Source organism: Pseudomonas sp. HTZ2, from assembly GCF_033173945.1.
GTDB classification, from domain to species: Bacteria; Pseudomonadota; Gammaproteobacteria; order Pseudomonadales; family Pseudomonadaceae; genus Aquipseudomonas; species Aquipseudomonas guariconensis.
The window spans coordinates 1472562-1497565 of record NZ_CP137332.1; the positions used below are offsets into that span (position 1 = coordinate 1472562).

Here is a 25004-nt window from a genome sequence, read left to right on the forward strand (position 1 = left end):
CCAACGCAGGAGCGGCTGCCTTAGCATAGGCTCGGTCATTTTCGGAAGATCCGCATGTCAATTTCTTTCCCTTTTCGTCTGCGCCCCCTGGCGCTTCTGGCGCTGCTGACCCTGTCGTTGGCCGGCTGCGACGACGCCGCCGAGCAGGACGCACAGACACCCCCGCCCCAGGTCCGGGTCGAAACCGTGCAGGTTCAGCCCCTGGCCATCAGCACTGAGCTCAGCGGTCGCATCCTCGCGCCACGCACCGCCGAGGTCCGCGCACGGGTCAGCGGCGTGGTGCTCAAGCGCGTGTACCGCGAAGGCAGCGACGTCAAACAGGGCGATGTCCTGTTCTTGATCGATCCTGCGCCGTTCGAGGCCGACCACGACGCCGCCCGCGCCACCCTGGCCAAAGCCGAGGCCAACCTGTACCAGGCGCGCCTGCAAGAGCAGCGTTACCGCGAGCTGGTGGACGACAAGGCAGTCAGCCGCCAGGAGTACGACAATGCCCGCGCCGCCTTCCTCCAGGCCGGCGCTGTCGTGGCCGAGGCCAAGGCAGCCCTGGAACGTGCCCGCCTGAACCTGGGCTACGCTACGGTCACCGCGCCGATTTCCGGACGCATCGGCCGGGCCCTGGTCACCGAGGGCGCATTGGTGGGCCAGAACGAAACCACACCGCTGGCGACCATCCAGCAGTTGGACCCGATCCACGCCGACGTCACCCAGTCGACCCGCGAGCTCAACACCCTTCGCCGGGCCATGCGCGCCGGCGAGTTGCAGCAGGTCGGCGAAGGCCAGGCCAGGGCGACCTTGATCCAGGACGACGGCACGGCCTATCCGCTGCCGGGCAAGCTGCTGTTCTCAGACATCAGCGTCGACCCGAGCACCAACCAGATCACCCTGCGCAGCGAGTTCCCCAACCCGGACCTCGACCTGCTGCCGGGTAGCTATGTGCGCGTGCGCCTGGACCAGGCCGTGCAACCGAAGGGCATCAGCGTGCCGCAGCGCGCGATCCTGCGCGACAGCGCCGGTGTGCCCAAGGTGCTGGTGGTCGATGAGCAGGCGCGCATCAGCGAACGCCAGGTGGTACTGGGCAACGCCCAGGGCGATCGCTGGATCGTCACCCAAGGGCTGGCCGCAGGCGAGCGCGTGGTGATCGAAGGCCTGCAACACGTCAAGGCAGGCGACCAGGTCCAGGTCGACACTGCCCCAGATGCCCTGCCCATCGTTCAGCACACTGGCCAGTGAGGGCCTGATTCATGCCGCAGTTCTTCATCGACCGCCCGGTGTTCGCCTGGGTGGTCGCGCTGTTCATCCTGCTTGCCGGCGCCCTGGCCCTGCCTCAGTTGCCGGTGGCCCAATACCCCAACGTGGCGCCGCCACAGGTGGAGATCTACGCGGTCTACCCGGGCGCCTCGGCGGCGACCATGGACGAAAGCGTGGTCAGCCTGATCGAGCAGGAGCTCAACGGCGCCGACAACCTGTTGTACTTCGAGTCCCAGAGCAGCCTGGGTAGCGCCACCATCACTGCCACCTTCGAGCCGGGCACCCACCCGGACCTGGCCCAGGTGGACGTGCAGAACCGCCTTAAGGTGGTCGAGTCACGCCTGCCACGCCCGGTGACGCAGCAGGGCCTGCAAGTGGAGAAGGTCTCCACGGGCTTTTTGCTGCTGGCCACCCTCACTTCCGAGGACGGCAGCCTCGATGAGACCGCCCTCTCCGATATCCTCGCGCGCAACGTGATGAACGAGATCCGCCGCCTCAAGGGCGTGGGCAAGGCCCAGCTGTATGGCTCGGAGCGAGCCATGCGGATCTGGATCGACCCGCAGAAGCTGATCGGTTTCAACCTCACGCCCAATGACGTGGCCGACGCCATTGCCGCGCAGAACGCCCAGGTCGCCCCCGGCAGCATCGGCGATCTGCCGGGGCGCGGCACTCAGGAAATCACCGCCAACGTGGTGGTCAAGGGCCAGTTGGGCACACCCGAGGAATTTGCCGCCATTGTCCTGCGCGCCAACCCCGACGGCTCCACGGTGACCATCGGCGATGTCGCCCGGGTGGAGATCGGCGCCCAGGAATACCAGTACGGCACACGCCTCAACGGCAAACCGTCCACCGCCTTCAGCGTCCAGCTCTCACCGGGCGCCAACGCCATGGAGACCGCGACCCTGGTGCGGGCCAAGATGGAAGAGCTGGCACGTTACTTCCCCGAGGGCGTGCGCTATGACATCCCCTACGACACCTCACCCTTCGTCAAGGTGTCGATCCAGCAAGTGATCAGCACCCTGTTCGAGGCCATGCTGCTGGTGTTCCTGGTGATGTTCCTGTTCCTGCAGAACATCCGCTACACGCTGATTCCGACCTTGGTGGTGCCCGTGGCGCTGATGGGAACCTTCGCCACGATGCTCGCAATGGGCTTTTCGGTGAACGTGCTGACGTTGTTCGGCATGGTCCTGGCCATCGGCATTCTGGTGGACGATGCCATCGTGGTGGTGGAGAACGTCGAACGGATCATGGCCGAGGAAGGCCTCTCGCCCAAGCAGGCCACGCGCAAGGCCATGGGCCAGATCAGCGGCGCCATCGTCGGCATCACCCTGGTGCTGGTGGCGGTGTTCCTGCCGATGGCCTTCATGAAGGGCTCGGTGGGGGTGATCTACCAGCAGTTCTCGGTGTCGATGGCGGTATCGATCCTGTTCTCGGCGTTCCTGGCCCTGAGCCTGACCCCGGCCCTGTGCGCGACCCTGCTCAAGCCCTTGGCCAAAGGCGAGCACCACGAGCGCAAGGGCTTCTTCGGCTGGTTCAACCGTCGCTTCGAACGCATGAGCGAAGGCTATCAACACTGGGTGATGCATGCCCTCAAGCGCAGCGGCCGCTACCTGTTGGTCTACGGCGTACTGCTGGCGGTGCTCGGCTATGGCTTCAGCCAACTGCCGAGCGCCTTCCTGCCAACCGAGGACCAGGGCTACACCATCACCGACATCCAGTTGCCGCCAGGTGCCAGTCGCATGCGCACCGAGCAGGTGGCCGCGCAGATCGAGGCGCACAACGCCGGCGAGCCTGGCGTGGGCAACACCACGCTGATCCTGGGCTTCAGCTTCTCGGGCAGCGGGCAGAACGCCGCACTGGCATTCACCACGCTCAAGGACTGGTCCGAGCGCGGTGCCAAGGACAGCGCCCAATCGATCGCCGACCGCGCAACCGAGGCCTTTGCCCAGCTCAAGGACGCGGTGGCGTATTCCGTGCTGCCACCACCCATCGACGGGCTGGGTGAGTCCACCGGCTTCGAGTTCCGCTTGCAGGACCGCGGCGGCATGGGCCACGAGGCGTTGATGGCAGCCCGAGACCAATTGCTGGACGAGGCCCGCAAGAGCAAAGTGCTGACCAACGTGCGCGAAGCCTCGCTGGCCGAGAGCCCGCAGGTCCAGCTGGAGATCGACCGACGCCAGGCCAACGTGTTGGGCGTGTCGTTCGCCGACATCGGCGCGGTGCTCGACACGGCCGTGGGCTCGAACTACGTCAACGACTTCCCCAACCAGGGCCGCATGCAGCGGGTGGTGGTGCAGGCCGAAGGCGATCAACGCAGTCAGGTGGAAGATCTGCTCAAGATTCACGTGCGCAACAGCAGCGGCAAGATGGTGCCTCTGGGGGCGTTCGTGCAGGCCAAGTGGGTCAGTGGCCCGGTGCAGTTGACCCGCTACAACGGCTACCCGGCGGTGTCCATCTCCGGTGAGCCCGCCGCTGGCTACAGCTCCGGCGAGGCCATGACCGAAATCCAGCGCCTGGTCGACCAGTTGCCGGCCGGCGCAGGCCTTGAGTGGACGGGCCTATCGCTGCAGGAGCGGTTGTCCGGCAGCCAGGCGCCGCTGCTGATGGCGTTGTCGCTGCTGGTGGTGTTCCTGTGCCTGGCGGCGCTGTACGAGAGCTGGTCGATCCCCACCGCAGTGTTGCTGGTGGTCCCGCTGGGCGTGCTCGGCGCCGTGCTGGCGGTGACCTTGCGCGGCATGCCCAACGATGTGTTCTTCAAGGTCGGCCTGATCACCCTGATCGGCCTGTCGGCGAAGAACGCCATCCTGATCATCGAGTTCGCCAAAAGCCTGGTGGACCAGGGCCAAGACCCGGTCAGCGCCGCGGTGCAGGCCGCGCGTCTGCGCTTGCGGCCAATCGTGATGACCTCGCTGGCGTTCATCCTCGGCGTGGTGCCCCTGGCCATCGCCACAGGCGCAAGTTCGGCGAGCCAACAAGCCATCGGCACCGGCGTGATCGGCGGCATGCTCAGCGCCACCCTGGCGGTGGTGTTCGTGCCGGTGTTCTTCGTGGTGGTGATGCGCCTGGCCGGGCGACGCCAGGCCAAGGACAGCCAGGCGCAGCCCCACGAAGCCTGACTGGACAACACCTGCGTGACATGGGAGGGTTCCGGGCAATGACTGCCTGGAACCCTTTTTCATGTCTGCTCCCCTGCCCCCTTGTTCCGTTCTCATTCTTGCCGGCGGCCGCGGCCAGCGCATGGGCGGCCGCGACAAAGGCCTGGTGCCCTGGCACGGCGAGCCGCTGGTGGCCCATGTGCAGCGGGTGGTACGGCCGCTGAGTGACGATGTGGTGATCTCGTGCAACCGCAACCACGAGGCATACCGGGCCTATGCCGATCAGTTGGTGTCCGACGCCGAGGCGGACTTCCCCGGCCCGCTGGCCGGCGTGATCGCCGGGCTCGCGGCAGCACGGCATGACTGGGTGGTGGTGCTGGCGTGCGATGCCCCACGCCTGGATCAAGCGTTGGTCACCGACCTGCTGCGCCTGGCAGTCGAGCACGACAGCCCGGCCATGGTGCGCCAAGGTGGGTTCTGGCAGCCGATGTTCAGTGTGTTGCCACGCAAGGTATTGCCGCTGCTGGAACAGGCCTGGAGCACTGGCGAACGGAGCTTGCAGAAGGCCCTGTTGCGCACGTCCGTGCAAGGGCTGGAATGTACCGAGACAGATAGTCGGCTGAGCAACTTCAACAGCCCCCAGTGGCTCGAACAGTGACCAAGGCCGCTGCGCGGCCCATAGCAGGCCTGGCCAGTACCCCCAGGCGCCATCCCCGACCGTACGGATACTTACTACACGCCAGCCCAGACACCACCAATCGCGACCTCAGAAGGCCAAGTGGAGGTGTCTGGAGGGGTTGGCGCGCAGCGCCCTTCGGCGCAGCCGAAGTCGCGAGATGGAGGCTTGCGCAGCAAGCCGGAGGCCGCGAAGCCCCGCAAGGCACCGGAGCGCAGGGAACCCCGGAGCGCAGCGCAGGGGCCGTATGGGGGAGCCAACGGCTTTGGTTACTTTGGCCAAGACCAAAGTAACCCGCCGTAAAGGCGGAAAGCGCCAGTGGCGCCACCACCAAAACAATGGATACAACCAAAACCCCAAAAACCCAACCTCCCCCCTCTCAACGCCTGCGAAACTTCTGCCCCCGTCTCCTCCCAAAAACAGACGCCATCCCCGACCGTACGCATACGTGCTACACGCCAGCCCAGGCACCACCAATCGCGACCTCAGAAGGCCAAGTGGAGGTGTCTGGAGGGGTTGGCGCGCAGCGCAGGGGCCGTATGGGGGAGCCAACGGCTTTGGTTACTTTGGCCAAGACCAAAGTAACCCGCAGTAAAGGCGGAAAGCGTCAGCCGTGCCACCACAAAAAAATGGACACAACCAAAAAAACCCAAACCTACCCTTTCAACGCCTCGATACTGATCTCCCGCATCCGAAACTTCTGCACCTTCCCCGTCACCGTCATCGGAAACTCCTCCACGAAGCGGAAGTAACGCGGCACCTTGAAGTGCGCGATGCGGGCCTTGGCCCACTCGCGCAGTTCCTCTTCGCTGGCGACATGCCCAGGATGCAAGCGAATCCAGGCCACGATCTCCTCGCCATACTTGCTGCACGGAATACCGATCACCTGCACATCGGCCACCGCCGGATGGGTGAAGAAGAACTCCTCCAACTCACGCGGATAAATGTTTTCGCCGCCACGAATGATCATGTCCTTGCTGCGCCCGACGATGCGCACATACCCATGCTCGTCCATTACCGCCAGGTCACCGGTGTGCATCCAGCCCTCGGCGTCGATGCTCTCGGCGGTGGCCTTGGGGTTGTTCCAGTAACCGAGCATCACGCTGTAGCCGCGGGTGCACAGCTCGCCGATCTGCCCTCGGGGCACGGTGGCACCTTCGGCGTCGATGATCTTGTTTTCCAGCCGAGGCTGGGTACGGCCCACCGTGGTCACGCGCAGTTCCAGCTCATCGTCCGGGCCGGTCTGCAGCGACACCGGGCTGGTCTCGGTCATGCCATAGGCGATCTGCACCTCGGCCATGTGCATCTCGTCGATCACCCGGCGCATCACCTCGATCGGGCAGGTGGCGCCCGCCATGATGCCGGTGCGCAGGCTGGAGAGGTCGAATTCACCGCGCTGAGGATGATCGAGCTCGGCGATGAACATCGTCGGCACCCCATAGAGCGCGGTGGCATGTTCCTCGGCCACCGCGCGCAGGGTGGCCAGCGGGTCGAAGGCGTCGTTGGGGTAGATCAGGGTGCTACCGTGGGTGAGGCAGCCCAGGTTGGCCATGACCATGCCGAAACAGTGATACAGCGGCACCGGCACCACCAGGCGGTCGTGCTCGGTCAGGCCCAGGCTTTCGCCGACCATGTAGCCGTTGTTGAGAATGTTCTGGTGGCTCAGGGTCGCCCCTTTGGGAAAACCGGTGGTGCCCGAGGTGTACTGGATGTTGATCGGATCGTTTGGCTGCAACTGCGCCTGGCGCTCGGCCAACGCCTGTGCGCTGACCTCATCGGCACGTGCCTGCAAATCATCCCAGGCGAGAAAGCCCGCCGGGGGTTCCTTGGCCAGGCTGATGACCCCGCGCAACTCAGGCAACCGTTCGCAGTGCAGCTCACCTGGGCGGCTGCCCTGCAGCCCCGGCACCAGGCTCAGCAGCATGGCGTGGTAGTCGGAGGTCTTGAAGGCACCTGCGCAGATCACCCAGCGGCAACCAGCCTGCCCCAGCGCATAGTCCAGTTCGCTGCTGCGATACGCCGGATTGATGTTGACCAGGATGGCCCCGACTTTGGCGCTGGCGAACTGGGTGATGCACCACTGGGCGCAGTTCGGTGCCCAGATGCCCAGACGATCGCCGGCCTGTACACCCAGGGCCATCAATGCACGAGCATGGCGGTCGACGGCCTCGGCCAGCTCGCGCCAGGTGTAGCGCAGCCCTTGGTGACGGACGATCAGGGCGTCGCGATCAGGGAAGCGCGCGACGGTGGCGTCGAAGGCATCGCCGATACAGTGAGTGAGCAAGGCCTTGTCCGGGCTGCCCTGGGAGTAGCTTGGCTCAGGCATGGGGGTTCTCTTGTTGTTCTGGCGTTTACCGATCGGCCTCCTCGCGGGTAAACCCGCGAAGAAGCCCACACCGACCTAGCGGACGAACACCTGGGTGGTGGTGATCGCCATGTCTCCGCCGGGCAGCTTGATGTTCTTCACCTTCTTCATCGTCTGCGGGTCGAACACCGCGATGTCGTTGAAGGTCCCGGCCAGGTACAGCTTGCTGCCAGCACGGTCGAACGCTACGCAATAGTAAGTGTGGTCCAAATTCGCAGCCTGGATCAGCTTGCGCTCCTTGATGTCATAGCGGGCCAGGCGATTGAGCACGCCGTACATCTGGTTGGGGTCCTTGGGCGAGCGCAGGCCGGTGAAGTACAGCTCGGTGAGGTCGGCGAACTCCTGGGTGTGGGTCTTGCCGGTTTTCAGGTCCACGCTCAGGTAGCCATACAGCAGCGCGGCCTCGTTCGGGTCCTGCTTGGCGTCCTTGAACTTGGCCACGGTGTAGAGCATCGAGAATTCGTGACGGCCAGTCTGGTGCGGCCAGAAGTACAGCACGTCCGGCGCGCTATAGCCTGGGCGGTTCCAGTTGCGCAGGGGCAAGGCCACTTCGTACTTGCCGGTGTTCACGTCCATCTTGTAGATGTCCGCCCCGGCCACGTACAGGCTGCCATCGTCCCCGGCGCGCATCAGGTAGACCTGGCGCGGCATGGGGAAGTGGCGAACCGGCTTGGCATTGAGCCCATCGGCAGTGCGGAACACCTCGAGGCGCGGCGGCTTGACCACGTAGTGATCGTTCAAGCGCTGGGTCGGGTTGACCGTGGCATACACTTCCTTGCCGTCGGGGCTGATGGCGAAGGAGAACATCGAACGCCCCACTTCCCCCGGCACATTGGACAGGTTGGCATGGAAGGTGGTGCCACAGGTGTCCAGGTCGATGCCGTAGATGTCGCCGAAATGGTTGTTCAGCACGTAGGCGGTGCGCTTGTCCGGCGCCATCATCGCCGTGCCGGGTCCGAAGGCGTCGGGCATGCGGCAGGTCTTGTAGAGCGTGTCGCTGGCCACGTCCACCACGTGCAGGTTGTTCGGGTAGTTGGTGGCGATCAGGTATTCGTGGCCGGCCTTGAGGGCGGGCCCGGTGTCGGCCGCCTGGGCCGTCCAGGCGCCGGCACAGACGGCGGCGGTGAGCGCGAGCTGTGCGCAGAATCCAGGTTTCATGCGGTTTCCCCTTGTTGTTCCTGTCTGGCCGGTCACTTGTCTTTCGGGAATACGGTGCCCAGGTTGCGCCAGTCTTCCATCGAGTTGGTGGCCTGGGCGTTCCAGTCCTGGTAGGTGCTCATCATGTCCGGCACCTGGGCAGGCCACCAGCACGGGTCGGAGCAGCCATACAGGTCCGCCTCCATCGGCTGGCAGAGGGAGCTGACGCCGCCAAAGGCGTCCACTTCCCAGCCCGGATCGGTGGTGGCGGTGCAGCCTGCCACCGCGCTCATGGCCACGACCTCTTCCACACGGTCTTCGGCGGCGGCCTGCTCAAGGATGCGGGCCTTGTTGTTCAGGGGCTTCAAGTGCTTCATGTCAGTGCGCCTTCCGCGGAGTGATGTAGCGATCGATGAAGGCCGGATTGGCGGCCATGATGCGGCTGTAGACCTCGATGCCGAAGTCCACCCAGTCGCGCATCAGTTCGCAGTAGTGATAGGTCGGGTGGGTGGGGTCGCCATAGCGCGCGTAGCTTTCGTGGTAGCAGCCACCGGAGCACAGGTTGCGGATACGGCAGCTGTCGCAACCGGTGCCGCTGCGGTCCAGGCGCTGGGACAGAAAATCATTGAGCTGCGCCTGCTTCACGCCTTGGTGCACATTGCCGAAGGTGGGCAGGCTGGAGCCGGTGAAGCGATGGCAGAGGTTGAGCTCGCCTTCGTGGTCCACGGCCAGCATTTTCAGCCCGGCACCGCACGGCAGGGCCTTCTTGTGGCCCTCGTGGATATCGGTGATCAGCTGATGCAGGTTGGAAAAACCGATGTTGCGATGCTCCAGTGCCGCCTCCAGGTAGCGCTGCCCAAGGGCTTTCATGTTGGCGAAGACTTGCACCAGCTCCTCGCCGGTCAGGTTGAAGCTGGCCATGTCGCCTGAGGTGACCGGGGCGAAACCGACTTCGGCGAACCCCAGCTCGTTGAACAGGTGGTTCCAGATGGTCTCCACATCGGTGATGCCACGGGTCAGGGTCACCCGCGCACCCACCGGCCGGCTGTGGTAGCGCGACAGCAGCATGTCGACCTTGCGCCGCACCACGTCATAGGTGCCCTGCCCGCCCACGGTGATGCGGTTGCGGTCGTGCACGGTCTTGGGTCCGTCGATGCTCACCGAGAGGCCAAAACGATGGGCGTTGAGCCAGTCGACGATCTCTTCGGTCAGCAGCGTGGCGTTGGTGGTCATGATGAACTCGACCTGCTTGCCCGCCTCGGCGAAACGCCGCTCGCAGTAGGCGACCATGTGCTCGATCAGCGGCCGGTTGGACAGCGGCTCGCCGCCGAAGAACACCACGCTGTAGCGCTGCTCGTCGGGCGATTCCTTGAGCAGCATCTCCACCGAGGCCTCGGCGGTGGCGGCGCTCATCTTCTTGCCGGCCGAGGGTTTGTCCAAGTCTTCCTTGTAGCAGTAGGTGCAGCTGAGGTTGCAGCCGGTATTGACGTTGAGCACCACAGTGTTGAGCGCCGTGCGCTCGACCTTGCGCAGGGCGATCTCCGGCGTCAGTGGCGAGCCGTCGCTGACCAGCTCCAAGGCGATCAGCTCGCGCAGCGTGTCTTCGACGTCCTGGCCGGCGAAGCGCTGGCCCAGGCGTTGTACCAGCTCCTCGGCCGAGCAGCCCTGTTGGCGCAGGGTGTCGATGATGTCGCCGGTCACCGCGTCGGCGGCGAACAGCGAACTGCTGGGGATATGAAAGAGCATGCGGTCGGCATCCACCCGCACCTCGTGCAGGTTGCGTTCGACCAGGTTCAATAGTGCGCCCATGGCGACCTCTCGATGATTCTTCAGCCCGTTCTTGGATGGCACGTGCGACAACCGGCCGTCATGGCAAGGGTGGGTTGTTCCAGCGCTGCACGGTGACGATCATGTGGCCTTCGCCCTTCTGGCCGCCGTCTTCGAGTTCGGCGATGACCTTCAGGTTGCCGGCGTTGTTGGTCATCATCTTGCGCTCGGGGTTGGGGCCGGCACCGGCCGGCATGAAGATGCCGTCAGGTTGCATCTGGCCTGCGAACTTCACATCCTCATCCTCCACGGCGCGCTCGTTGTACGGCTCGACCTTCCACTTGGCCGGCAGGTAGCCGATACGCAGTGGCTGGCCACTGGCGTCCTTGCCCCAGGCTTCGGCCTCGAAGCGGCCCTGGACCTTGGGCGTGGAGCCGCCGTTCTCACCGATACGGGCGATGGAGAAGGTCGGGACCACCTTGACCTCCTCGACCTTGTCGTACACCGCCAGATTCACGCCCTTGAGCGCGCCAATGGCCACCTCGCGCTGACCCGGCGCGGCATCGGCCGCAGCGCGTGCCTTGACCCGCACCTGCGTCGGCGTGGACTCCAGCACCTCGGTCACCTCGACCCCGGCGCCCAATGCCGGCTTGCCGGACAGGCCGCTGCCGACCAGGGTGATCTCGCTTTCGCTGCCAGCCTTGATGAACGCCGGCTGCACCGCCAGCAGGCGTGCCTTGCCCTCCTTCACCGCGCTGAAGTCCAGGCCACGCTCGTCGTGCTCGGCCTCGAACATGCGGCCTTTCATCTCGCCATCGAGTGCGGCGAACACCTGACGCAGGTTGCTGTCGCCGACCTTCACAGTGCCGCGCCACTCATAGCCGTTGTAGAGAATCGCCGAGCCGCTGCCGTTGAACGGCGTGCCGTCGGCGTAGGTGCCCTTGACCTCGACCTTGAAGGTGTCGTCCTTGTCGGCAGTCACGCTCATCACACCGCGCACATCGCCCTTGGCCAGCATGTGCCCGCTGAAGGCCCACTGGCCCGGCAAGGCATCGGCCTTGGGCCGGTTCTTGAGCCATTGGGTCCAGGCCGGGTTGTCGAGGGGGTAACGCTTGGCCAGGTCCGGGACCATCTGCTTGAGCGCGATGTCCAGCCAGTCGCGGTCGCGGGCCTGGGCCTGGTATTCGAGGGACGGCCACTGGCCGAGGTGGAAGTTGACCAGGTGTTCCCATTCCTGGGCCGGGCGACGCTGCAAGGCGACGCGGGCACCGGAGTGGCAACGGCCGCACATCTGGCTGGTCTGGTCGTCGAAATGCTCGACGGTATTGAGCCGGCGCTCCATAGCGTAACGCACGCCTTCGGTCTCGCTGGGTGCCAGGCCTTGCTTGTCCGCCAGGTACTTGACCAGGGTGCGACGGTCATCGTCGCTGATCTCCAGCCCATGCATCACCTGCATGCGCGCAATGCTCATCAGCCAGCCTTCGGGGGTCTTGCGCTGGTGACTGATGCGGCTGTAACTGTCGTTACCTTCGGGGATGTGGCACCCCATGCACTTCGATTGCAACAGGCTCGGGCCCTGCTCGGCCGCCATGGCCTGGGTGCTCAGCAGTGCGGCGGCGACCAGCGCCAGTTTGCCCGCATGCCGCCGGAGTCGAGTCGTCTTCAAGGTCAGACCTCCACGGTGTTGTTCTTATCGTTATCGCACGCTCTGATACCGCTGGTGCATGTGACGAGGGCTGATACAGAAAGTGTGCCAGCCTGCGCAAAAACCTTTGTTTTCAATAGATTGGGGGCTTTTCTCCGAGGATTTCATCTAGCCACCGGCAAACCGGAACGTCCCATTTCGCGACAGACTGTTTCAGTGTGAGACACAGCTCCGGCACCGGGCGCTTCGCGGCGCCAAACCCGCGAAGCACCCGGCCCGGCCCCACTGTTTCAGCACCGTCTCATCCCGTCTCAATGTGCAACAGCATAGCCCTTGGCAGTCGACCTCCACCCAGCACCAAACCCCTGTCGTTCAAGGCCATTGCCGCACCCGCCCGGCCTTGGCACGGCCATTGCGCAGGTGCCTTCACACTCCCATGACAAGAGGCACCGAACCATGCATTGCGAACTGCCCCTCCTCACTGCCACCCGTGCGTTTCTCGAGCGCAAGCTGAAAATGCGCATCGGCGCCGATTGGCAGGACGCCGCCAGCGGACGGACCATGAGTTTTCGCAACCCGGCCACTGGCGAGGTACTGGGGGAAGTGCCCTCGGCCGACCCGCAGGATGTGGACCGCGCAGTCAAAGCCGCGCGCCAGGCTTTCGACGACTCGCCCTGGAGCCGCCTGCGCCCACGGGAGCGGCAGAACCTGCTGTGGCGCCTGGCCGATTTGATGGAGCGCGACGCCCAGGTACTGGCCGAGCTCGAGTGCCTGAACAACGGCAAGAGCGCTGCCGTGGCCCAGGTGATGGACGTGCAGCTGGCCATCGATTTTCTGCGCTACATGGCCGGTTGGGCGACCAAGATCGAAGGCAGCACGGTCGAGCCGTCCCTGCCTTTGATGCCGAACGAGCAGTTCCATGGGTTTATCCGCCGCGAGGCGGTGGGCGTGGTCGGCGCCATCGTGGCCTGGAACTTCCCGCTGCTGCTGGCCTGCTGGAAGCTCGGCCCGGCCCTGGCGACCGGTTGCACCCTGGTGCTCAAGCCCGCCGACGAAACCCCGCTGACCGCGCTGAAGCTGGCCGAACTGGTGGAGGAAGCCGGCTATCCGGCCGGGGTCTTCAACGTGGTCACCGGCACCGGCCTTAACGCTGGCGCCGCCCTCAGCAGCCATCCTGGGGTGGACAAACTGACCTTTACCGGCTCCACCGAAGTCGGCAAACAGATCGGCAAGGCGGCCATGGACAACATGACCCGGGTCACCCTGGAGCTGGGCGGCAAATCGCCGACCATCGTCATGCCCGACGCCAACCTGCAGGAGGCCGCCGCCGGCGCCGCCACTGCGATCTTCTTCAACCAGGGCCAGGTGTGCTGCGCCGGCTCGCGTCTGTATGTGCACCGCAAGCATTTCGACAATGTGGTCGCCGACATCGCCGGCATTGCCAATGGCATGAAGCTGGGCAATGGCCTGGACCCGTCGGTGCAGATGGGCCCGCTGATTTCGGCCAAGCAACAGGATCGGGTTACCGGCTACATCGAGCTCGGCCGTGAGCTGGGCGCCACCATTGCCTGCGGCGGCGAGGGCTTCGGGCCAGGCTACTTCGTCAAGCCGACGGTGATCGTCGATGTCGACCAACGCCATCGCCTGGTGCAGGAGGAGATCTTCGGGCCCGTGCTGGTGGCCATGCCCTTCGACGACATCGACGAAGTGGTACGCCTGGCCAACGACAACCCCTACGGGCTGGGCGCGAGCATCTGGTCCAACGACCTGGGCGCGGTGCACCGGATGATTCCGCGTATCAAGTCCGGCTCGGTGTGGGTCAACTGCCACAGCGCTCTGGACCCATCCCTGCCCTTCGGCGGCTACAAGCTCTCTGGGGTCGGTCGCGAGATGGGGGCCAATGCCATCGAGCACTACACCGAGCTCAAATCGGTGCTGATCAAGCTCTGACGCGCACGCCGTTGCGGTCTGTTCGCGGGTAGACCCGCTCCCACGGGGTTTGTGTGAACCCCCGCGAACAGGCCGGAGCAGGCAACACACACAACAAAAACAAACATGGAGCACACCATGAGGCACACACTCGCCTGCACGTTGGCCCTGCTGGCCGCCGCCCCTCTGACCCAGGCCCACGAACTCTACAACCAGGAGGGCACCGTCCTGAACGCTGAGCTCGAGGCCCTGTTCGGCGCGTTCCACAGTGACGAGAGCTTCAACCTGGCCGGCAACCGCCGACCGGGCAGCAGTGACTGGCGCGAGGGCTACGTCAAGTATGGGCTTAGCGGTAGCCAGGCGCTGGCCGGCACCGGCACGCTGTATGGCGCCTTCAGCCTGCTCAGTTCCGCGACCTGGGGCGATGGCGATGCTGCCGGATTGTCCTTGGGCGATGAGCGCCGCACCGCCGTCGAGGACGCTTACCTGGGCTGGCGCTCGGGTACCCTGTTCCCGGCATTGGGCGAAGATGGCATCGATGTTTCCGGCGGACGCCAGGTGGTGACGTTGGGCGATGGTTTCCTGATCCAGGGCGACCCGGTCAATCTCGGCAACGTCGATCTGGGCGCCAACTTCGACCGAGGTGGCGCGTATTACCTGGCCGCACGCAAGGCCTTCGACCGTACCGCCGTGCTGCGCCTGGGTGGCAGCCAGGGCTGGCGAGGCGATCTGATGTGGCTCAAATCCGACAACCACTACCAGGCGGACACCTCCCTGGCCGTGACCAATCTGGAGCATGTCGCCGACGCAGGTACCCTTGGCGTGAGCTGGATCCGCGGGCTGGACGTCGACCGGCGCTATGCCCAGATCATGGGCCTGGAGCACCGCGACGGTATGGATACCTACAGCCTGCGCGGGCGCGGCAGCCTAGGAGTGAAAGACCTGGAACTGGCAGCGGAATACGTCACCCAGGACCGTACCGGCGGGCGCGAGGACGCCTGGTACCTGGAAGGTAACTGGACGTTCTCCGACGTGCCCTGGTCGCCGACGGCCACCTACCGCTACAGCCGCTTCTCCGAAGACTTCGACCCGCTGTTCTATGGCGCCAGCCGTGGCTATGGCACCTGGTTCCAGGGCGAGGTAGCGGCCAACTATGCCGGGCCATTCAACAGCAACACCCAGGTGCATCACGTGGGGCTCAAGGCAAAGCCAAGGGACAACCTGACCCTGGGCGCACTGTATTTCGACTTCGATACCCTCGAAACCGACCAAGGCAATCTGGGCGGGCGTGAACTGGACCTGTATGTGGAATGGATGGTCAATGACCACGTCTTGATCAGCCCTCTGGTGGGGTTCTACAAACCTGAGCGCAGCGCCAGTGACGGCGGCGTTCAGTTGGGTGGGCGGGATACCGGAACCTACCTGCAACTGCTGGTCGGGACCTTCTTCTAGCAACGCGCAGCTGCTGAGCGGCCCACCGCAGCTTCGCCTGCGATGGGCCTCAACGCTCTCACCGATACCCCTGCTCGGCTAACCACCGGCGCACCATCCCCTGCTGCTCCACAGCCATCCCGGCCAGTACCGACTGCAACGCCTCGCCCGCCTGCACGGCTCGCACCACCGGTGCCAGTTCGACCCCCTGCAGATGCCAGATCCCCAATGGCTGGTCCCGAGTCACGACCACCTCGGCCTCCTCCACCAGGCCGTCGCGCAGCACCGGTCGACGCGCCACCTGCACAGCCTGCCAGTGCGCCTCGGCGTGCATCGGCTGAGCGTCTGGCCACGCGCGGCGCCGGGCCCAGAACGTGTGCTCGGCACGGCCCTGCTCCTGGGCGTAGAAGTCCCGGCCGATGCGGGCAAAGCGCAGGAACAGTTGCTCGACCCGCGCTTGGTGGAACTGCCGCGCCAAGACCGCGCGCTCGGGCCGGCGCAACAAGGTATTGATCACCACCGGTGCCTGCAGCGCTGACGATAGCGACTGGAAGATGCCATTGCCCGACAGCGGGTCCACGGCCATGGCCGCATCGCCCACCCGGATCCAATCATTGCCCACACACTCGCCTGCCAGGATCGCTGTGCTGCTACGGGCATGCACCTGGCAAGGCAGCAACGCCTGCTCGTCGAATAGCTGTGCCACCAGCGTCGACTGCCGACGCCGCGCGGCACAGTACGCCGGCAGCGCGGCCTTGCCCGGCAGGCTTGCCGCACCGGCATCGAGCGTGATCTGCCAGTAGCACTGCCCATCAGCCAGGCGTGCCATCCAGGCCCAGCCGTCGTCCAGGCTCTGCACCGCCGATGCCGGTTCCCTGGGCGCACCCTGCCAGCGGTTGAGCAGGCTGACGGTTTCCGGACCGCGTGATCGGTCAGCCGCCAGCGGTGCCTGGCGGCCACGGGCTTCCACCAGAAAATCGGCCCGCAAAACCTGGCCATCTTCCAGCCGTACCTGGTGCCCGTCCTCGTGCAGGAGCTCGCGCACCCGGCCTTCGATCACGGTCACGCCTGCCCGCAGCAGATCGCCACGCAAGGCACGGTCGAACGCTGGGCGGTCGAGCAAGTATTCCTGATTCAGTTGCAGATGCTCGCCATTCCAGAGCACTTGGCGCTTCGCCAGGCTCACTGCCTCGCCCAGCGCCCTGCCCAGACCGGCATGGCGCAGCCCCTCCAGCACCCGCTCGGAGATCCCCTCGACCGCGGCGAAACGGCGCCAGTCCGAGACGACCGTGACGGCGTAGCCGAGGCGCCGCAGGCCCAGGGCCGTAGCCGCGCCCGCAGGGCCTGCGCCCAATACCAGGATGCGCGGGTCAGCCATTGTAGGCACCTCTGCGCTCAGGGCCGGTGAAGGCGGCCGCGTCGCGCAGGTGCGCCAGCAACTGCGGATGATCCATGTCCGGGTGTTGCGCCAGCAGACGCGCTATCTGCCCGCTCAAGGCCGCGCAGGCCAGGCTCGCACCGGCCATGCCCTGCCCGCCGACATACCCGCCGAGGTCGGCTTGGCCGCTGCCCAGCCAGGACCACTGCCCTGGCGCACAACGGGCATCGCCGGTGATACGCAGCACGCCAGGATAGCTGGCCGGATACACCGGCCCACCCCGGGCGGGGCTTGAGGCGCACAGCAGCACGCCAGCGGCCTGTGCCTCTGCGCAGGCCTGGCGCAGCACAGGTCGGTCCTGATGCAGGCCGAGGCTCAGGTTGACCAGGGTCGCGCCCTCTTCCACCAGCCAGAGCAATGCCCCGGCGACCTGCAGGGCGCTGGTGCTCCACTGTCGATCGAAGACCTGGGCCATCAGCGCCGGCAACTGGCCGGCCTCCGATTGCAGGCGGGCCAACACCGCACTGCCATGTCCCAGGTGGTCGGGCACCGGCTCCCCTTCGCACAGCACACCTTCTTCGAGCCGAAAGCGCCGAGCCGCCACCAACGTCGCGGCCTGCTCAGGCGAGCAGCCGCTGTCGATCACGCCGATGCGCAGTTCAGTGGCCATGGCCGGCAACCTCCCGGGGCCTGACCTTGAGTTGGCCATCCTGCACCTGCAGGTGCAGGTCGGCATCGGCAAGGGTCGAGGCACGGTGGCTGATGAGGATGCGAGTGCGGCCGGCGAACAGCTGGTCGATGGCCGCGATGACTTCACGTTCGGTGGCTTCGTCCACCGCCGAGGTGGCCTCGTCGAGCACCAGGATCGCAGGGTCCTGTAGCAGCGCGCGGGCAATGGCGATGCGTTGCTTCTGCCCGCCGGACAACTGTTGGCCACGCTCGCCGAGCAGGCCATCCAGGCCCAGCGGCAAGCTTTGCACCAGGCTCTGGAGCTGGGTCAGACGCACCACGCGCTCAAGATCGGCCAGGCTGGCCTCGGGCGTGCTGTAGGCCAGGTTCTGCGCCAAGGTGCCACGAAACAGCACGATGTCCTGGCTGACCACGGCGATACGTCGGCGCAGCGCCTGCAGGTCCAGCTCGCGCAGGTCCGTGCCGTCCAGCAGGATGCGCCCGGCATCGGGGTCGTAAAAGCGTTGCAGCAGGTCGATCAGGGTCGATTTGCCCACGCCCGAGGCGCCGCTGATGGCAACCTTCAGCCCGCCCGGTATGCACAGGTTCACGTCCTGCAGCACCGCGCCCTGGCGTCCTTCGTGGGCGAAAGCCACCTGCTCCAGACGCAGCTCGCCCGGACCATCGGGCATGGGCCTGGGCGTCTGGGCCTCATGCACCGCCAGCGGTTCCTGCTTGAGCTCCATCACCCTGCCCAGGCTCACCGCCATACGCTGCACCGCCACATAAAGGCCCAGCAGGCTCTGTACCGGCCCTACTGCCATCCCCAGGTAGGTGGAAAAGGCGATCAGGGCACCCAACTGCCAGGTGCCCTGGATCACCCACCAACCACCGACCAGAAACGCACAGGCGCGGCACAGGGAGGTCAGCGTCCCGGGCACCGCCTGGGTGAAGAACTCGGTGACCTGGACTTTGAGCAACTGGCCCATGTAGCCCTGACCGAGCTGCTCCAGGCGCCTGGCCTCGCGGGCCTGCTGCCCCGCCGCCTGGATGAACTTCATGGCCGGCAAGGTTTCGACCAGAAACGACGACACATCCGTCGAACGCTCGCGCAGGCTGCGCACCTCGCGCTCGACCTTGCGCCGCATCCAGCGCAGCCACAGCACTTCGATGGGAATCAACAGCGCCAGCAACAGCGACAATTGCCAGGAGAGCATCAGCATCAGTGCCAACGCGCCGAGCAAGCCGATCACGCTGGACACCGCCGAGAACAGCGAGTCCACGGCAAAGCGCTGGATCTCGGCGACATCGCCGTCGAGCCGGGAGAGGATGTCGCCGGTACGTCGACGCCCGTAGAACGTCGGCGAGAGCTGCTGCAAATGCCGATAGAGGTCATCGCGCAGGGCAAACAGGATGCGCCCCGACAAGCGCGTGTGCAGGTAGCGGTTGATGCCCGCCAGCAGCGTGCCGAACACGCCGGCCAGGATCATCACCGCAGCCATGTGCCAGAGGGTCGTGTAATCGCGTGCCAACAGGCCCTCGTCGATCAGGGTCTTGACCAGCCAAGGCTGGGCCAGGGCCAACAGCGAGGCGCATAGCGACAAGCCCAGGAGCATGGCGATGGCCCGCCGGTGCGGGCGCACGAAGCTGTACAACCAGGCCAGAGCCTGGCGCATCAGTTGCGGGTCACTGGTTTCCACCAGCCGTGCGAACAGCCCGCCCATGTCAGCTGCGCAGCTGCTTGAGCTTGCGGTACAGCGTGGCGCGGCTGATGCCCAGGGCCTCGGCGGCGGCCGAGACATTGCCTTGGTGCCGGGTCAAGGCCCCACGGATCAGTTCCAGTTCGTTTTCGCGCAGGCTGCCGGAGGGCGCCGCGCCGCTGGCCAGCTCGTCCAGCAGGCAGTCGGTGAGGTGCTCAAGGCTCAGCACCTGCTCATCGTCCTCGCGCATGGCCAGGGCGGTGCGCAGCACCATTTCCAGCTGGCGGATGTTGCCCGGCCAGTCGAAGCCCTCGAGCAGCTCGGCCAGGGGCGGGTCGAGGGTCACGCCCTTGGCGCCGAACTTGTCCAGCAGGCCTTCGATGATGCTCGCCAGATCGTCCCGCTCGCGCAGCGCCGGCAGGCGCAGGGAGACGCCATTGACCCGGTAGTACAGGTCCTCGCGAAAATGCTGTTCGGCCACCAGGCGTTTGAGGTCGCGGTGGGTGGCGCAAATCAATGCCACGTCGATCTCCTGCTCTTCGCCAGCCCCCAAGGGCGCCACGCGGCGTTCCTGCAACACACGCAGCAGACGGGCCTGCAAGGCCAGGGGCATGTCGCCGATTTCGTCGAGGAACAAGGTGCCGCCATGGGCCTGCATCAGGCGTCCGACCATGCCGCCGCGGCGCGAGCCGGTGAAGGCGCCCTCCCGGTAACCGAACAATTCGGACTCGATCAGGCCTTCGGGAATCGCCGCGCAGTTGACGGCAACGAAGGGTTTGTCCGCGCGCGGGCTGGCCTGGTGCAAGGCACGGGCGGCCACTTCCTTGCCGGTGCCTGTCTCGCCCAGCAGCAGCACGGGCAGGCCATTGACCAGGCCCTGCCGCGCCATGCGCAGGCCTCGGGACAGACGCGCATCGCCACCGGCCAGGGCTTGCAGGGCTGGGGATTGGTTCGAGGCAGACGCCCTGCCAGGCGCTACGTTGACGCTGAGGTTGCCGTGACGCGGCAGTTGCAAGGCGCGGAAGAAGAACTCGCCCTTGGCGGTCTGCACACTGCTCACACCGCCCTGCCACAAGCGGGCGATGAACGCCGGTGAGCGCTCGCCGAGCAGGTCGCTGCTGCGCCGACCGATCAGCGCCTGACGTGAGACCTGCAACAGTTGGCAGGCGTTGTCGTTGGCCGCCAGCACTTCGCCGTCCAGGCTCAGGGCCAACAGCCCCTGCCAGGCGCTGGTGAGGTATTGCGGACGGCTGTGCAATGCCAGCACCAGATGCTCGCGGTGGCACAGGCCGAACAGCCGGCTTTCGATGTTGCCGGCGGCGAGCATTAGCGTGGAGAGGTTGTCCTGGGGTTGCGTCATCACCCCTTCGCGGGTGATGTCCAGCACGCCGATCACCTCGCCATGCGGGTCACGCAGGGGGACCGAGGTGCACGAGAACGGGCTCAGGCGGTCCAGATAATGTTCGCCGCAGTTGATCAGGGTCGGTCGGCCTTCGACCACCGCCGTGCCGATGGCATTGGTGCCGCGCAGCGCCTCGCTCCAGCAACTGCCCGGGTGCAGATCACGCAGGCCCTCACGGCCGAGCACGTGGGTCTGCCCCTCGATGGCCAGGACGTTGGCCTGGGCGTCACCGAGGATGACGATGCCACTTTTGCCCTGGCGCTTGACCAGGTAATCGAGTTCCGGGGCGACCGCGTCGATCAGCAGCCGGTTGTGTTCGAGCAGCGAGCGCAGGTCGAGCCCCTGCTGGGTGCCCAGGCCCACCTGTTCGTCCTGCAGGCAGTCCAGGCCATGGCCGAGGCTGCGGCGCCAGGAAGCATCGATCTCCTCGCGCAGCATCCCGGAGGGCAGTTCGCCTTCGTTGGCCAGCTTGAGCCGGGCCTGGCGGGATTCCTGCAAAGGGTCAGAGGCGTTTGTTATTGGGTATTGTCGCGCCATCGTTTACTCCAGCTGTGCCCCCACAGGGGAAGGGCTCCGGGACTTGTTGCAGTGTGCGTCAGAATCCCCGGGCCGTCATCCGGTTGAGGTGGAGGTTGGCATAAAGCTTACGTTTACGTAAAGGCACTGACTGCCGGTGCGCGACCTTTCGCAGGTGTATCCGCGCTACCGGTCGGCGTGCCCCCTGAGGGAGCGGGCCTGACCGCCAAGACGACGCCCCACAAGTCGCGCCCCAATTCCCCAATGCTGGGGGACTCAGCCCACCACCGGCTGGCGAAAAAGCAACCTGCAGTGTGCCAGACGCCAAGTCCTGCAAGGCCTGCAGCGCAATATCAAAAAACTGGCACGGCTGTTGCCGATCCCTGTGCAGACGCCCCAACCCATGGGCCCGTTTGCAGGAGGGTTTGACTCATGCACCGACCGACACCCCACCCGCTGGCAGTGGCGATCTTCGCCAGCATGCTCCAGCTTCCGGCCCAGGCTGCGCTCAATGCAGTCGACCAGGGCACCTACACACCGGAGAACGGCGGCTTCGCCGCGTGGTATCAGGACACCCATGGCCGGGTATTGGACCTGTGCCTGACCAAAGCGGTCAGCTCACGGGTGCCAGGTGCTCCAGGCGCGCCGTCGTACATGTGCACGTTGCTGCCGACCCCGGGCGTGTTCGACGATACCCAGCCGATCGTCTTCCCCAGCAACTTCCCTGACGAGGCGTTCTGGTTCACCGCCGACGCGGCCATCAATGATGCCGCCCGCGGAGTCAACCTGGGCTATGTCTCGGCGATCGAGGCCGCGTTCGGCGGTGGCGACCCTCTCGAAGGCGACCAAGTCAGCTTCGCCCGGGTGCGCATCCGCGTCGATGTCCCCACTGCGGGGACCTACATCATCACCCACCCCTACGGCGTCGAGGTGTACGACGTGGCCACCCCGGGCCGTCGGGCCATCAACATGACCCGCGACATCGGCATCGGCTCGCCAGGCAACTTCACCGGTGCGCTCAAAGGTGACATCGGCCCGTTCCTGCGCAGTGTCAACGGCCCGTACACCGAAACCAATCCCAGCACCGGGGCCAGCGAGCAGTTCATCGGCGACCCCAACCTGAACGAAGCCGTGACCGGCAGCCCGTTCAATACCAACTTCGTACGCATCGAGGGCCCTAACGGCATCGACCTGCGTACCGAGCTGTTCGCCGTGTCCGGCAAACTGTCCACGGTCAACCTGCCGACGCCGTTGCTGCCTCAACGCAGCACCTACTCACGGCACACCGAAAATGGGGACCTGCGCGCCCAGCAGGATGTGTTCGCCTTGGCGCCGCCGCCACCGGCCACGGTCAGCCTGACCAGCCAGTCCCCCAACCTGCCGCTGACCGAAGCCAACAAGACCGGCACCTGGTACGGCCAGTCCACGCTCGACCCGACGCTGCCGGCCACCCTGACCCTCAGCGCCGACAACAGCCTGGCCATTCCCACCAGCACCGCCACCACCGCCAATCTACCGCTGACCGACCTGGTGACCATCACCCGCGCCGAATACAGCTTGTCCAGCGGTCAGCTGACCCTGGTCGCCAGCAGCAGCGACGAGACCTCCCCACCGCCCATGGTCGCGCGCACCGGCAATGGCGCGCTGATCGGCAGCCTCTCCGGCGACGGTGCGGTGAAGACGTTGAGCACAGGGCTTTCGCCGATTCCGCCCGCGAAGGTGCACGTCACCAGCGACAACGGCGGTAGCGACAGCGAAGACGTGGTGCTGGTGCCATGAACAGACAAAGGCTTCGCCTTCAAGGAGGCAGCATGAACACTTGGCCGCGCCGGGCGCTTTACGCCGCCGGGCTCTCCCTCTCTCTCAGCGGCGCGGTATCGGCTGCGCTCACCGAGGTCGATCCAGGCCCCTACACCCTGGCCACCGGCGGTTATCCGATGTGGTACAAGGACGCCAGCGAACTGTCGCTGGAGCTGTGCCAGTCGCGCGCCACCAGCTCACGGGCACCCGGCGCACCCGGAGCACCTGCGTACATGTGCACCTTGCTGCCAGAGCCGGGCGTGTATGACGACACACTGCCGCTGGTATTCCCGGATAACTGGCCGCCTGAGATGTTCTGGTTCCTGGCCGAAACGTCGATTCCTGCCGTGGGCAACAGCGGCTATGAACTGGAGGTGTACGTCGCCGGCATCGAAGCGGCGTTCGCCTCCGAGAACCCGGTGGACGGCGACCAGCAGAGTTTCGCCCGCATTCGTATCCGCGCCTCGGTGCCGACCGCTGGCACCTACCGCATCACCCACCCCTATGGCGTCGAAACCGTGGTGGTCAACACCCCCGGCCGGCGCGCGATCAACATCACCCGTGACATCGGCATCGGCGCCCCAGGTGACTTCAGCGGTGCACTCAAAGGCGACATCGGGCCGTTCCTGCGCAGCGCCACGGGCTTCTATACCGAGCTCAACCCGGACACCGGCGCCACCGATACCTTCATCGGCGACCCCAATATCACCGAGGCAGTGACCGGCAGCCCGTTCAATACTAACTTCGTGGCCATCGACGGCCCGGCCGGACACATCCAGACCGACGTGTTCACGCTCTCGGGCAAGGTCCTCGACCCGCGCGCGCAGACACCCGTGAACCTGGAGCGTGCCACCTATCAACGTAACGGCAACGGCACCCGCGTCGAGGTGTTCGCCAAGGCACCGAGCGATGCCAGCCTGTGCATGCGCTATGGCCTGGCCCTGGTCGGCACCCCGGGCTCGCCCTGCGAGTTCACCTTGTTGTCCGACAACAACGGGCTGTTCTTCAGCCAGCAGTTGAACCAAGCCGCACCGCCACCTGTGTTGGTAGTCACCGCCAGCAGCACCACAGGTGGCACTCGGCCAACAGCGTTGTCCAGCAAGCTCAGCGACGTGGTGAAGATTCGCACCGCGCATTTCGACTGGGCCAGCAAACGCCTGGTGATCGAGGCCAGCTCCAGTGACGAAGTGCTGATACCGGACCTGGTAGCCCAGGGCTATGGTCGCCTGTCCAAGTCCGGCACGTTGCAGACCTTGACCGTCACCGACCTGACCCAGCCACCTGCCACCGTCACGGTCAAGTCCGCCCGCGGCGGCAGTGACGTCGAACCGGTAACAGTGGTGGGCAACGCACCGGTCGTCGCCGAGAACCAGCCGCCGCTGGCTCAGGCCGATGTCGGTGGGACCAGTGTCGGCGTACCGCTGACCCTCAACTTGCTGACCAACGACACGGACCCCGACGGCGACATGCCGTTGACCATCACCGATCTCACCCAACCGGGTACCGGCCTGGGCTCGGTGGTTCTCAACGGCACCACCTCGGTGACCTATACCCCGCCTGTCGGTGCCACCACGGCCTTCCCGGCGATCTTCAGCTACCGCGCCCAGGACGCCAAAGGGCTGAAGTCCGAGCCTGCCACGGTGACCGTCAACGTCGTGCCCAACCGCGCACCGACCGCTGTCGCCGACAGTGTCGCGACCCTGGGTGTACCGCTGACCATCAACGTGCTGGCCAACGACACCGACCCTGAAGGCAACCTGCCGCTGGCCGTGGCCAGTGTCACTCAGCCACCGGTCGGTCGCGGCACGGTCAGCCACAACGGCACCACGGTCACCTACACGCCACCGGCCACCGTCACCGCGCCTTTCACCACCACGTTCACCTATGTGGTACGGGACTCGATCGGCGCGCTGTCCGGCAATGGCACCGTCACCGTGCAGGTCTCGCCCAAGCCGCCGACCGAGACCCTCACGGTCACCGCGGCGACGGTCACCGCACGCTCCAACAACCGTTACAACTGGGACATCAGCGGTACGTCCTCGGTGACCACCGGCAACACCGTCACGGTGCAGGTGACCACCCGTAACGGTCTGGTGACCCTGGGCAGCACTGCAGTACCACTGACCGGACGCTGGCGGGTGATCGTGAGCAACAGCACCACCCTGGTACCGACCGCCACGCCGTCAGCGACCATCCGTACCAGCCAAGGCACTGTTCGCACCGTGCCGGTCAGGCTGCAGTAAGCC

The 25004-nt window shown here is 65.7% G+C and carries 16 protein-coding genes; 7 read left to right on the top strand and 9 right to left on the bottom strand.

Annotation, left to right across the window (positions count from 1 at the left end):
- Window positions 1–54 precede the first annotated feature (54 nt).
- The 3 genes from R6G97_RS06985 to mobA all read left to right on the top strand — a co-directional run bounded on the left by R6G97_RS06985 (window position 55) and on the right by mobA (window position 5001).
- Window positions 55–1230 (top strand): efflux RND transporter periplasmic adaptor subunit, encoded by a 1176-nt coding sequence (locus R6G97_RS06985; protein WP_317847933.1) that lies wholly within the window; start codon window positions 55–57, stop codon window positions 1228–1230.
- A gap of 11 nt (window positions 1231–1241) precedes the next feature.
- On the top strand, window positions 1242–4364 hold the full coding sequence (locus R6G97_RS06990) for an efflux RND transporter permease subunit (RefSeq protein ID WP_317847934.1): 3123 nt from the start codon (window positions 1242–1244) through the stop codon (window positions 4362–4364).
- A 61-nt stretch (window positions 4365–4425) separates the two neighbouring features.
- A complete protein-coding gene (mobA, locus tag R6G97_RS06995) occupies window positions 4426–5001 on the top strand; it encodes a molybdenum cofactor guanylyltransferase MobA (protein ID WP_043215940.1) in 576 nt (191 codons plus the stop codon).
- A gap of 673 nt (window positions 5002–5674) precedes the next feature.
- Here the strand turns inward: mobA and R6G97_RS07000 are convergent.
- The 5 genes from R6G97_RS07000 to peaA form a co-directional block, all read right to left on the bottom strand.
- Window positions 5675–7345: a fatty acid CoA ligase family protein gene (locus R6G97_RS07000; RefSeq protein ID WP_043214477.1), complete on the bottom strand. Its 1671-nt coding sequence runs from the start codon at window positions 7343–7345 to the stop codon at window positions 5675–5677.
- 75 nt (window positions 7346–7420) lie between these two features.
- On the bottom strand, window positions 7421–8542 hold the full coding sequence (gene peaD, locus R6G97_RS07005; protein ID WP_090342651.1) for a quinohemoprotein amine dehydrogenase subunit beta: 1122 nt from the start codon (window positions 8540–8542) through the stop codon (window positions 7421–7423).
- A 32-nt stretch (window positions 8543–8574) separates the two neighbouring features.
- Window positions 8575–8898 carry a quinohemoprotein amine dehydrogenase subunit gamma gene (qhpC, locus tag R6G97_RS07010; RefSeq protein WP_043214471.1) on the bottom strand — a complete coding sequence of 108 codons (324 nt, stop codon included), beginning with the start codon at window positions 8896–8898 and terminating at the stop codon, window positions 8575–8577.
- Between the two features lies 1 nt (window position 8899).
- Complete coding sequence (gene peaB, locus R6G97_RS07015) at window positions 8900–10330, bottom strand: quinohemoprotein amine dehydrogenase maturation protein (protein WP_043214468.1); 1431 nt, start codon at window positions 10328–10330, stop codon at window positions 8900–8902.
- A gap of 58 nt (window positions 10331–10388) precedes the next feature.
- On the bottom strand, window positions 10389–11954 hold the full coding sequence (gene peaA / locus R6G97_RS07020) for a quinohemoprotein amine dehydrogenase subunit alpha (RefSeq protein WP_317847935.1): 1566 nt from the start codon (window positions 11952–11954) through the stop codon (window positions 10389–10391).
- Window positions 11955–12389: 435 nt separating this feature from the next.
- On the opposite strand from peaA, the gene R6G97_RS07025 reads away from it, so the two are divergent.
- Window positions 12390–13883 (top strand): aldehyde dehydrogenase family protein, encoded by a 1494-nt coding sequence (locus R6G97_RS07025; protein WP_253131906.1) that lies wholly within the window; start codon window positions 12390–12392, stop codon window positions 13881–13883.
- A gap of 117 nt (window positions 13884–14000) precedes the next feature.
- On the top strand, window positions 14001–15314 hold the full coding sequence (locus R6G97_RS07030) for a hypothetical protein (protein WP_043214463.1): 1314 nt from the start codon (window positions 14001–14003) through the stop codon (window positions 15312–15314).
- Window positions 15315–15372: 58 nt separating this feature from the next.
- Here R6G97_RS07030 and qhpG read toward each other — a convergent pair whose 3' ends face one another.
- From qhpG to R6G97_RS07050, 4 genes are read right to left on the bottom strand one after another with little or no spacing between them, the layout of a single operon-like run.
- Window positions 15373–16671, bottom strand: a complete 1299-nt coding sequence (gene qhpG / locus R6G97_RS07035; RefSeq protein ID WP_317847936.1) for a flavin-dependent monooxygenase QhpG — start codon at window positions 16669–16671, stop codon at window positions 15373–15375.
- Entirely contained in the window at window positions 16664–17341 is a 678-nt protein-coding gene (gene qhpE / locus R6G97_RS07040) for a subtilisin-like serine protease QhpE (RefSeq protein WP_043214459.1), read from the bottom strand. The genes qhpG and qhpE overlap by 8 nt, the downstream gene beginning before the upstream one ends.
- Window positions 17331–19064 (bottom strand): ABC transporter ATP-binding protein, encoded by a 1734-nt coding sequence (locus R6G97_RS07045; RefSeq protein WP_043214456.1) that lies wholly within the window; start codon window positions 19062–19064, stop codon window positions 17331–17333. The genes qhpE and R6G97_RS07045 overlap by 11 nt, the downstream gene beginning before the upstream one ends.
- Window position 19065: 1 nt before the next feature.
- Window positions 19066–20979: a sigma-54-dependent Fis family transcriptional regulator gene (locus tag R6G97_RS07050; RefSeq protein ID WP_102081713.1), complete on the bottom strand. Its 1914-nt coding sequence runs from the start codon at window positions 20977–20979 to the stop codon at window positions 19066–19068.
- Between the two features lie 411 nt (window positions 20980–21390).
- Between R6G97_RS07050 and R6G97_RS07055 the strand changes: the two genes are divergently transcribed.
- Both R6G97_RS07055 and R6G97_RS07060 read left to right on the top strand, forming a co-directional pair.
- Window positions 21391–22737, top strand: a complete 1347-nt coding sequence (locus R6G97_RS07055; RefSeq protein ID WP_317847937.1) for a hypothetical protein — start codon at window positions 21391–21393, stop codon at window positions 22735–22737.
- Between the two features lie 32 nt (window positions 22738–22769).
- Window positions 22770–25001 carry an Ig-like domain-containing protein gene (locus R6G97_RS07060; protein WP_102081715.1) on the top strand — a complete coding sequence of 744 codons (2232 nt, stop codon included), beginning with the start codon at window positions 22770–22772 and terminating at the stop codon, window positions 24999–25001.
- Window positions 25002–25004: the final 3 nt, after the last annotated feature.